The organism is Salsipaludibacter albus (assembly GCF_019798055.1).
Classification (GTDB): Bacteria; Actinomycetota; Nitriliruptoria; order Nitriliruptorales; family Nitriliruptoraceae; genus Salsipaludibacter; species Salsipaludibacter albus.
On record NZ_JAHOPH010000056.1, the window covers coordinates 1 to 10,616 of the forward strand.

8 protein-coding genes are annotated in these 10,616 nt (G+C 74.7%); 7 read left to right on the forward strand and 1 reads right to left on the reverse strand.

What is annotated here, in order from left to right:
- From KR546_RS18445 to KR546_RS18460, 4 genes are all read left to right on the forward strand, one after another.
- Positions 1-813, forward strand: an 813-nt coding sequence (locus KR546_RS18445; protein ID WP_238446192.1) for an LCP family protein, incomplete at its 5' end; no start/stop codon positions are given.
- Entirely contained in the window at positions 801-1,442 is a 642-nt protein-coding gene (locus KR546_RS18450) for a hypothetical protein (protein ID WP_238446193.1), read from the forward strand. The genes KR546_RS18445 and KR546_RS18450, both read left to right, overlap by 13 nt.
- Entirely contained in the window at positions 1,439-2,533 is a 1,095-nt protein-coding gene (locus KR546_RS18455) for a nucleotidyltransferase family protein (protein ID WP_238446194.1), read from the forward strand. The genes KR546_RS18450 and KR546_RS18455 overlap by 4 nt, the downstream gene beginning before the upstream one ends.
- The gene (locus tag KR546_RS18460; protein ID WP_238446195.1) at positions 2,530-3,942 is read left to right on the forward strand and encodes a protoporphyrinogen/coproporphyrinogen oxidase; all 1,413 of its coding nucleotides are present in this window, start codon (positions 2,530-2,532) and stop codon (positions 3,940-3,942) included. Before KR546_RS18455 ends, KR546_RS18460 begins: the two co-directional genes overlap by 4 nt.
- Here KR546_RS18460 and cofE read toward each other — a convergent pair.
- Positions 3,915-4,973, reverse strand: coding sequence for a coenzyme F420-0:L-glutamate ligase (gene cofE, locus KR546_RS18465; protein ID WP_238446196.1), 1,059 nt, complete (start codon positions 4,971-4,973; stop codon positions 3,915-3,917). The genes KR546_RS18460 and cofE overlap by 28 nt on opposite strands.
- Before the next feature lie 325 nt (positions 4,974-5,298).
- Here cofE and KR546_RS18470 point away from each other — a divergent pair, with 325 nt between their 5' ends.
- The 3 genes from KR546_RS18470 to KR546_RS18480 form a co-directional block, all read left to right on the forward strand.
- On the forward strand, positions 5,299-5,562 hold the full coding sequence (locus KR546_RS18470) for a WhiB family transcriptional regulator (RefSeq protein WP_274388373.1): 264 nt from the start codon (positions 5,299-5,301) through the stop codon (positions 5,560-5,562).
- A 203-nt stretch (positions 5,563-5,765) separates the two neighbouring features.
- Complete coding sequence (locus KR546_RS18475) at positions 5,766-8,840, forward strand: glycosyltransferase (RefSeq protein WP_238446197.1); 3,075 nt, start codon at positions 5,766-5,768, stop codon at positions 8,838-8,840.
- The coding region (locus KR546_RS18480; protein WP_238446198.1) for a DUF5719 family protein at positions 8,837-10,616 on the forward strand (1,780 nt) is incomplete at its 3' end. The genes KR546_RS18475 and KR546_RS18480, both read left to right, overlap by 4 nt.

Here is a 10,616-nt window from a genome sequence, read left to right on the forward strand (position 1 = left end):
GTCGGGGCGGCGCCCGGCGAGACGCCGGGCGCCGCCCCGACGGGAGCCGCGACCGGCTGCCAGGTGCTCGACGGGGCCGCGGCGGCGGGGTTCCTGTCCAGCCGCAGCGATCCCGGCATCTCGGTCGACCAGCAGCGCCAGCGGATCGCCGAGCAGCAGTACCTGCTGGCGCGGGTGCTGGACCGCGCGACGCGGACGACCACGCTGGCCAACCCGTTCACGGTGAACGCGATCCTCGATGCCCTGCCGGGCGCGGTCGCGACCGACGTCGACTTCAGCCTGCCCGGGCTGTTCCGCACCGCCGGCGGGATCGTCGACCACGACCCCGCGGACCTGGTGGTGCGCGTGGTCCCGACCCAGCGGCTCCCCGACCAGGAGTTGCAGCAGTGGCAGCCGGACCAGGCCCAGGCCCTGTTCGGCGCACTGCGCAGTGGCGACGACCTGGCCGAGGTGGGAACGACCACGACCCGGGAGATCGGGCCACCCGACGTGTCGGTCGTGGTCGTCAACGGGGTCGGGCTCGAGGGCCTGGCCGGACAGGTCGCCGGTTTCCTCACCCAGCGGGGCTTCGTCGTGGGTGGGGCCGTCAACCCCGACGAGCTCGACCCGCGCGACGACTACGACCCCGACCAGGTGGTCACCACGATCCGGTTCCAGGAGGGCAACGAGGAACTGGTCGAGATCCTCACCGACGCCCTGGGGGATCTGCCGTTGGAGCTGCAGCCGGTCTCGCAGCTCCCGCCGATGCCCCGGGGCGTGACGATCGAGGAGCCGACCGTCGTGCTGGAGGTCGGGAGCGGGTGGAACCAGTGACGAACGACGCCCGCGCCCTGGTCGACGTCGTCGTCGACGCGGACGACCGCGCCCTCGTGGCCGCCGTGACCGCGGCGTTCTCGCCCCATCGCGTGCACGTGCGGGAGGCAGCCACGACCGGTGATGCCGTGGCGGCCGTGGCCGACCTCGCCGCCGGTGTCGTCGTGGTCGCCGCCGCCACGCCCGACGATTCGTCGGCCCTGCACGACCGGCTCGCCCTGCGCGTGCGCCGCTGGGTCGCGGCCGCCGACGTCGTCGGCGCGCGGGTCGTGCTGGTGTCGCGTGACGAGGTCTTCGACCGGTCCACCGTGCCACCGGACGGCGTGGACGAGTTCGCCCCCGCGGACGCCGTCGACCCCGTCGGACGGGCCCGGCGCGCCGGCGAGGGCCAGCTGGGGGCCGACCACGCGCTCGTGCGGGTCGCGTCGGGTGACCCGCCCGAGGCCGTGGCGGCGTTGGTCCGCTGGGCCGCGCTGGCCGTCGGCCCCGCGACGTGGCACCTGCCCGACGGCACCGGGGACGTGCTGCACGCCGGTCACACGCGGGCCGTGCGCCGGGCGTCCTCGACGGCCACGACCGGGCGTCGGGAGGCCACCCCCGACACGACCGACGACCGGGAGCCAGCGTGATCGTCCACGACGCCATGGTGGTCGCCGGGGGCCGGGGGACCCGTCTCCGCCCGCTCACCGACGACTGCCCCAAGCCCCTCCTGCCGTTGGCCGGGGACCCGTTCCTGATGGGCGTCGTGCGTCGCCTCGCGGCCGTCGGTGTCCGCCGGGTGTTCCTCGTCGTGGGCGACGACACGACCCCGTTCGAGGTGCTGCGCGACCCGGCGGGTGCGCTGGGCGTCGAGGTCGTTGCCGTTCCCGAGCCCGAGCCCCTGGACACCGCCGGGGGGGTGCGGTCCGCCATCGACCGGGTCGACGGACCGACCTTCGTGCTCAACGGCGACGTGCTGACCGACCTCGACTTCGCCGCCATGGCCGACCACCACGCCCGCACGGGCGCCGACGTCACGATCAGCCTGACCCTGGTCGAGGACACCTCGTCCTACGGCGTGTGCGTCCGGGAGGGCACGCGGATCGTGGACTTCGTCGAGAAGCCCGCGCCGGGGACCCTGCCGGGCCAGCGCGGGGTGAACGCCGGGACCTACCTGCTCCAACCCGACGCGCTCGACGCTTTCGCGCAGGGTCGCCTGTCGTTCGAACGCACTGTCTTCCCCGGCATCCTGGCGGCGGGCGGGCACGTCGAGGGGTTCGCCAGCGAGGGTGTGTGGGCCGACCTCGGGACCCCGTCCCGCTACCGGCACGGCCACCACCTGGTGCTGGCGGGTGCGATGCCGTGGCCGTCCGTCGCGGCCGTGGCCGACCGGGGGGACGGCGTGCGGGTCGCAGCGGACGCGCGGGTCGCCGACGATGCCCGGCTCGTGGGTCCCTGCCTGGTGCTGGACGGGGCGCGGGTCGCCTCCGGTGCGGTCGTGGGCCCCGACGTCGTGGTCGGGCGCGAGGCCGTGGTCGGCGCGGAGGCCGTCCTGCAGGACACGGTGCTGCTGGACGGTGCGGTCGTCGGTGACGGCGTCGCGGCCGTCGGGCTGGTGGCCGGCGAGCGATCGACCGTCCGGGCAGGGGCCGAGCTGGGCCACGGCGTGGTCCTGGGGACCGGGGTCGTGGTCGACCCGACCGAGGTGCTGGGCGACGACGAGCGCCGGCCCCAGGCGTGAGCGACCGCGTGCGCATCGCCGTGCTCGGGGCCGGGCCGGCAGGACTCGCGGCCGCCGTGGCGACCGCCCGCGCCGGTCACGCCGTCGAGGTGTTCGAGGCCGGTGACCAGGTCGGCGGCATGACCGCCTCGCCCACGATCGCCGGGCAGCGGGTGGACCTGGGCAGCCATCGGCTCCATCCCGTGGCCTCGCCACCGGTCGAGCGACTCCTGCGCGAGGCGCTGGGCGACGACCTGCAGGGTCGCCGCCGTCGTGGACGCATCCACCTCGAGGGTCGTTGGCTGGACTTCCCCCTGCGACCCGTGGACATGGTCACCCACCTGCCCCCGTCGTTCGTCGCCGGGGCGCTGTGGGACGTCGCCGTCGGGCCGTGGCGCTCACGCGCCTCCCGTCGTGCGACCGACCGGACCGTCGGGGAGGGTGGACCGCCCGACGACGACGCCCTGTCCACCCTGCGACGTCGGCTCGGACCGACCGTGGCGGACCGCTTCTACCGGCCCTACCTCACCAAGCTCTACGGGGTCGACCCGTCCCGCCTGCACGCCGAGGTGGCCGACCGTCGGGTCGCGGCCAGGCGCGCGACCGACGTCGTCGCGCGGATGCTGCGCCCCCGCCCGGAGGTCGACTTCCGCTACCCGCGGACCGGGTTCGGACAGCTGGCGGAGGGCCTGGCGGACCTGGCCCGTGGGGCGGGTGCGACGATCCACCTCGCCAGCGCCGTGACCGCCGTCACCGAGCACGTCGACCGGGTCACGGTCACCGCCGGCGCGACCACGACCGACGTCGACGTCGTCGTCTCGTCGTTGCCTGCCCCACTCCTCGTCCGGATGGCGGGGGCCGGGGACGACGTCGTCGGGGCGGCCTCGGCGCTCGTGCATCGCGGGCTGCACCTGGTCCACCTCGACCTGGACGCACCGCGGCTGTCCCAGGCCGATGCCCTGTACTTCCCGGGCACCGACACGCCCGTCGCGCGCGTGTCCGAGCCACGCAACTTCCGCGAGAACCCCGACGATCCCCCCGACCACTCCGTGGTGTGCGCCGAGATCCCGTACGACCCCCGTGGTCCGGCACCGGACACTGCCGCCCTGGCCCGGACGGTCACCGAGACCCTGCAACGGGCCGGGCTGGCCGTGCCGCAGGTCCGGGGCGTGACCGTGCGCTCCCTGCCCCGGGTCTACCCGGTCTACACGGCCGGATCGCGTCGTGCCCTGGACCGGCTGGAGGACTGGGTCGCCGGTCGGCGCCGCATCCTGACGTTCGGCCGCCAGGGCCTGCACACGCCCGACAACACCCACCACGTGCTGGCCATGGGGCTGGACGTGGCCGACGTCGTGGGGGCCGACGGCATCGACCACCGGGCGTGGGCGCGTCGTCGGGCCGCCTATCGCGACTTCGTGGTGGAGGACTGACCCGGGGCGACCTCCACGACCACCTCGACGCGTCCGTCCGCCGGCGTGTCGGCGACCGTCGACCATCCCCGTGCGTGGGCCATGAGGTCGAGGTGCGCCAGCGTTCGACCGAGCGCGACCAGTCCGTCCGGTCCCTGGTCCCGGGCCGTGAGCGAGACACGGGCCCGGTCGTCGGTCGGGCCGACCCCGGTCACGTGGACCCCCTCGTCGTCGAGCATCGCGACGATCGCGTGCACCTGTGCGGCGGGATCGTCCCCGTCGGCCGGGACCCGTGCGGACCCGGCCACCACGTGGTCGGCCATCGTCGGCCCACCGACCGGGAACAGGTCCTCCGCGGGATCGCGGACCAGGTCGGCAGCGACCCCGCTGCCGGCGACGTCCAGGCCCCGCAGCAGGACGAACGCCACCCGGGTGTCCTTGCCCCGCACCAGGTCGGCCGCAGCAGCGAGCTCGTCGGCGAGCGCGGCCACGGTCACGTCGAGCGGTCGCCCCCACAGGTCGTGACCGCGGCGCTCGTCCCGTAGGACCCGGATGCCGGCGGCCCCGATCGCGACGTCGACCTGCCCGAGCCGCCACGGTCGCCCGAACGTGTCGGTGACCACCACCCCGACGGTCGTCCCGGTCCGGGCGGCGAGGTCGTCGCGGAGCCGACGGGCGCTGGCGTCCGGGTCCCGCGGGAGCAGCACGGCGTGGCCCGGGGGGACGTTGGACGTGTCCACGCCGGCGTTCGCGCAGACCAGGCCGTGGTGGGTCTCCACGACCAGCACCCGCTCGTGGTCGGCCACGATCCGGCGGGCCTCGGCCCGCGCGATCCGGCGACGGGCCCCGTGGACGTCGGCGTCGTCGGGGTCGTCGGGCAGCGCGATCAGCTCGCCCTCCGCGAGGGCGACGACCTTCGACGCGACGACCACGACGTCGTCGTCGGCCAGTCGCTCCCCGGCGTCGCCGAGCGCGGTCAGGAGCGCGCTGGTGGGATCGACGCCCACGTCGAGCGTCCGGGCGCTGGGCAGCGGCACGATCCGGACCGTCATGGGACCCCTCCGCGTCGGGCTGGCAGCACGGGAAGCCCGGCCGCGGCGAGGCTACTGGCGGACCCGGGCGCCTCGGTCCCGCCACGCCCCCGCCGCCTCCGACGCGACACGGTGATCGCCAGCAACACGGGCGTGCACGGGCGATTCGTCGCCACTCCACTTGACGGGAGCACGGTCGTACGCCAGAATGACGACCATGTAGTTCCACGCATGTCGCAGCCTGCCGCGACGGGCATGCGGGGCCGGCGACCACGCGGCACCGCCGAGGCGACCCGGCCGACCACACGGTCCGGTCATCGGGGCCAGTGAAGGGATCGACGTGGGCATGATCGCCGAGCTCGGGGCCAAGCTCGCCTTCGACGACGACCAGCGGGTCTGGATGCTCGAGGCGCGGTGTCTCGACGCCGACCCCGAGGCCTTCTTCCCGGAGAAGGGCGGCTCGACCCGCGAGGCCAAGCGCATCTGCGGGATCTGCCCGGTGCAGCAGGAGTGCCTGGAGTACGCACTGGAGCGCGACCAGCGCTTCGGGATCTGGGGAGGCATGAGCGAGCGCGAGCGTCGCCGCTTCAAGCGACGTCGCTCCGCCTGAGCCACCCCGCGTGACGGCCGGTCCGGCAACCACTGGCCATCGGGGCATGGTCGTCGTCGGGGCGCGCAGACGGCATGGGATAGCGTCGTGTGGCCCTGCCGGAGCACATTCCGGCGACTCGACGTGCCGCCCGCCGGTCGCTGCCGGATCGTGGCCGGACCGGGTCGTCCGCACCGTCCCCCTGCCGCCACCGCGCACCATCCGTGGTCGCGTTCCCCGAGGGAGCAACGATCTCCACCGCCGCCCCGCACCAGCCAACGGTCGCCGCCGTCATCGTGGCGACCGATGGTCGTGCGTGGCTCCCGGACCTGTTGCGGGCGCTGGCTGACCAGACTCGACGGCCCGACCTCGTCGTGGCGGTCGACAACGCCTCGCGCGACGGCTCCCGGGACCTGCTGATCGACGCGCTGGGGCCCGACCGGGTGATCCTGGCCGACGTCGACGTCGGGTTCCCCCAGGCCGTGGCGATGGGCGTCGATGCCGTCCCGACGGCCGACCACGTCCTGATCCTGCACGACGACCTGGTCCCCGACCCGGACATGCTCGAGACCCTGCTGGACGCGCTCGAGGCTGATCCACGGCTGGCACTGGTCGGCCCCAAGCTCGTCGACCACGACGACCCCGAGATCCTGCGATCCGTCGGCATGACGATCGACCGGTTCGGGCGGATCGATCCCGGCCTGGAGGAGGGCGAGCGCGACCAGGGCCAGCACGACGCGATCACCCGTCCACTCGCCGTGTCCTCCGCCGCCATGCTGGTCCGGCGACACGTGTTCGTCGGCCTGGGCGGGTTCGACCGGCGGTTCCGCCTGTTCCGGGACGACCTCGACTTCTGCTGGCGCTGCTGGACCGCGGGCTGGGAGGTCGCGGCCGTTCCGCGTGCCCGGGCACGACACCGACGGGCGGCCCAGTCGCACGCGCGACCCGGCCAGACCGCCTTCAAGGGTCCGCGCTTCTACCTCGAGCGCAACACCCTGGCCGCGATCCTCAAGAACGTCCCCGGCTGGCGGCTGCCCGTCGCGGTGGTCGTGTTCGTGCTCACGGCGGCCGTCCGGGCCGTCTGGTACCTGCTGACCCGGCGCTTCGCGGACGCGCTGCAGACCGTTCGTGGCTGGGGCTGGAACCTGCGTCGACTGCCGGGGACCATGCGGCGCCGACGCGAGGTGAAGTCCCATCGTCGGGTCGCCCCCGACACCCTCAACCCGTTGTTCTCCCATCTCGGCCCCCAGTTGCGGCAGGTGGTGTCGGGACTGCTCGACCAGGTCGTGGGTGGTGAGCTCGACGTCGATGACCCGGTCGCGACCGACGACGAGGCCTCGCGGTCGGTCGTCGCGCGCGCGGTCCGCTTCGGACGGCGCCGTCCGGCCGTCACCGTGGCCGTCGGGATGCTGGTGGTCGGCACGATCGTGTCCATCCCGGTCCTGGCACCGGGCGTGCTCCGGCTCGGCCAGGTCGAGCCCTTCCCGTCATCTGGCCTGCGCACGGTGGAGGACTACCTGTCGGTGTGGCACGACGCCGGTGCGGCCGGCACGCGGTCGACGCCGTCGCCAGCGCAGGCGGTGCTGGGGATCCTGCAGATCGCCCTCTTCAACAGCGAGTGGCTGGTCAGCCGGGCGCTGGTGATCGGGTCGGTCCTCCTGGCCTGGCTGGTCGCGCTGCGTGCGGTGGCCCCGCTCGCCCCGACCCGCGGACCCCGCGTCGCCGCCGCCACCGTCTACGTCCTGTCCCCGGTCTCGCTCGCGGCCGTCCGGACCGGACGGCTCGGCGCCATCGCGACCATGGTGGCCCTGCCCGCCGCCGCCCTCGCCCTGCACCTGGTGGTGTCGCGCAGGGCGGAGTCGGTCTCGGCGTGGCGGGGCGTGGCCGGGGCGATCCTCGCCCTGGCGGTGTCGATCGCCTTCGAGCCGGCGATGGTGGTTCCTGCGGTGGGCGTGCTGGTGGTGCTGCTGCTGCTCGTCGCGACCCGTCGTGACGGCGCCGACTCCCGCCGCGGGGCCGTCACGCGCCTGCTGACGGTCGCCCTGGGCACGGCCGCCGTGCTGTTCCCCTGGTCCACCGGCCTGCTGGACGTCCGAGCGTGGTGGCCGACCTCGACCCTGGTCGTGGACCAGGCGACGTCGCCGACCTGGGCATGGCTGCTCCAGGGACCGGACCAGGTCGGCTTCGCCGGACCGGCCGCCGGGATCGGCGTCGTCGCAGCGGGCCTGTTCGGACTGCTGTTCTCCCTGCGCCGACGACCCGTGCTGGCGACCTCGCTGGCGCTGGTGGCGATCGCCGGTGGTGTCGGCGCCGTCCTGCTGGACGGGATGGGCGTGCAGGCACGGGTCTGGCCCGGGATGCCGCTGCTGCTGGCGGCCGCCGCCCTGGCGGGCCTGTTCGCGATGGGCCTGCGGTCGGTGGGCCTGGTCCTCGCCGGGCACGACTTCGGGTGGCGCCAGGTCGTCGCCAGTGTCCTGCTGGTCGCGACCGTCGCGGGCGTCGGGGTGACCACCGTCGACGTCCTGAGCGACGGCTGGGCCCGTGCGGACGACGAGCTGCTGCCGGCCTTCGTGACCCAGGCGGGCCAGGAGGAGGAGTTCCGGGTCCTGACCCTGGCCGACAGTGGTGGTCGTGTGAACTGGGACCTGGTCGCCGAGCAGGGACCGACGATGGTCGACTGGGCGGTCCCGTTCTCGCCCGGTCTCGAAGCGACCCTCGACGCCGTCGTCGAGGCCGTGGTCGCCCAGACCGATCCGGCCGCGGCCGGGCGTCTCGGGTTGCTCAACATCCGCTACGTGATCGTGCCCGAGTCGGCCCGGAGCGAGGCGCTGGAGCAGGGCCTCGAGCGCCAGTTCGACCTGCTGTCGCAGCCGGTCGCCGACGGCCTCGTGTACCGCGTCGCGAAGGACGCGCCGCCCGTCGGCGTGACCTCGCCCGACGTGGTGAGCCGGATCACGGCCACCGGCGCCCTGCCCGACGACGCGGTGATCGAGCCGGTCGAGGGACAGGACCTCGGCACCCGCTGGGTGACCCGCACCGGGGACGAGCCGGCCGTGGTCATGGTCGCGACGGTCGAGACGGGCGCCTGGGAGGCGACCGCGGACGGTCGCCCCCTGCCCGCCCAGCAGGTCGACGGCCTGCTGCGCTTCGACGCGCCCCCGAACACGACGGTCGTCCTGTCCCCGGTCGGGCAGGGAGCCCGGGGCACCGCCCTGGTCCTCCAGCTGCTGGCCGTCCTGCTGACCGTGTCCCTCCTGCTGCGCCCGCCGACCGCGGCCGTGCCGGAGGACCTGCGATGAACCCCCGTCACCGGCCCCTGCTCATCGCGCTCCTGCTGGCGCTGGTCGTTGCCGCGGCCGCCGTGTGGCTGCCCGACCCGACCCGCGTCGAGCCGGACCCCGACGTCGACGAGGCGTCGACCCAGCCGGCCACCTCCGGTGTCTGGTACTGCCCGTCCGGCGACGACAGCAACGCCACGGCATCGGTCGTCGGCGCCGCGCCCCCGACCGACGACCGCCCGTCGCAGTACGTCGTCAACCGCCTGGGCGCGCCCGACGACGAGGAGACGGCGGGCGAGGTCTTCCCCGGCGCCGGCGTGGAGCAGCTCCTGGACGATCCCGACACGGCCCTGGAGGTCCGCTGGTCGGACCGGCCGGTGGTCGTCTCCCGGCTGGTCAGCCACGAGTCGGATCCTGCCGGCGTGGTCGCGGGGCCCTGCTCGCCCTCGGTGGGCACGACCCTGTTCGTGCCGGGGATCACCACCGCGGCCGGGGCGACCGCCCGCCTCGACATCGCCAACCCGTTCTCGACCGAGGCAGCCGTCGCGATCGACTTCCTGACCGGGGCCGGCCCGGAATCGCCGTTGGCGGTCCAGAACGTCCCGGTGCCCGCCGGGGAGACGATCCACGTCGACCTGGCCGAGGTCATGCCCCAGCGCGAGGACCTGGTCGTGCGGATCACCGCCCGGGCCGGTCGTGTCGCCGCCGTCGCCGAGCAGCAGAGCGTGCCGACCATCAACGGCGTGCGCGGTCGTGCGATGGTGACCGCGACGTCGACGGCCGACACCAGCTGGAGCGTCCCGTGGGCCTGGCGGGTCGGCGACGACGACGCCGGGCTGGGTGGGCAGGACGAACAGCCGCCCGAGACCGAGGAGCCCACCGAGGAGCCGACCGACCCGGAGGACATCGAGGTCGTCGTCGAGGGCGAGGCACAGCCAGGGTCGTGGCTGTGGGTCGCCAACCCGTCCGAGGAGGTCGCCGAGCTGGACCTCGACCTGGTCACCGAGACCGGACTGGTCGAGCCCGAGCTGGTGGCACCCCTGGACGTCGACCCGGGGTCGGTGCTGCGGATCGACCTCGAGCCGCTGCTGGGTGACCTCAGCGGTGACGTCGGTGCCCAGGTGACGGCCACCAACGACGTCCCCGTCGTGGTGGCGGGGGGAGCCGTGCTCGCCACCGGTGGCGGCGCCGACCGCACCGGGCTCGCCAACCTCGCGGCACACCGCCGTCCCGACACCAGCTGGACCCTGACCGGGCCGGCCGGCTCGGGACGTCGGCAACTGCTCACGATCGCCAACCCCACCGAGGACGAGGCGCGGGTCAACGTGTCGGCGTGGACCGGCGTGACGAGCGTGCGACCGGCCGACCTCCAGGACCTGCAGGTCGCGCCCGGCCACACCCTGACGGTCGACCTCGCCGAGCGTGGGCTGACCGGCGCCTCGGCGACCGCCTTCGTCACCACGGTCGACGGCCAGGTGACTGCCAGCCTGCGATCGGCGGCGGTCGAGGGCCCGCTGGCCCTGAGCGTGGTCGACGGGATCCCCTCGCGGACCTGGGTGTCCAGCGGGATCGCGACCGCCGTGCAGCGCGAGGACGGGATGGTCAACCGCTACGGCACCGACCTGGGCCTCGACGCCCTGATGGCCACCGAGAGCCCGACCGACGCCCCGGCCGGCGGCGACGACTTCGCCGACGAGGGCATCGTCGACCCCTCGGCCGAGCCCACCCCGGGTGCGTCCACCTCGCCGTCGGACCCCGCCGGAACCCCGTCACCCCCCACCGACGCCTCCCCGACCC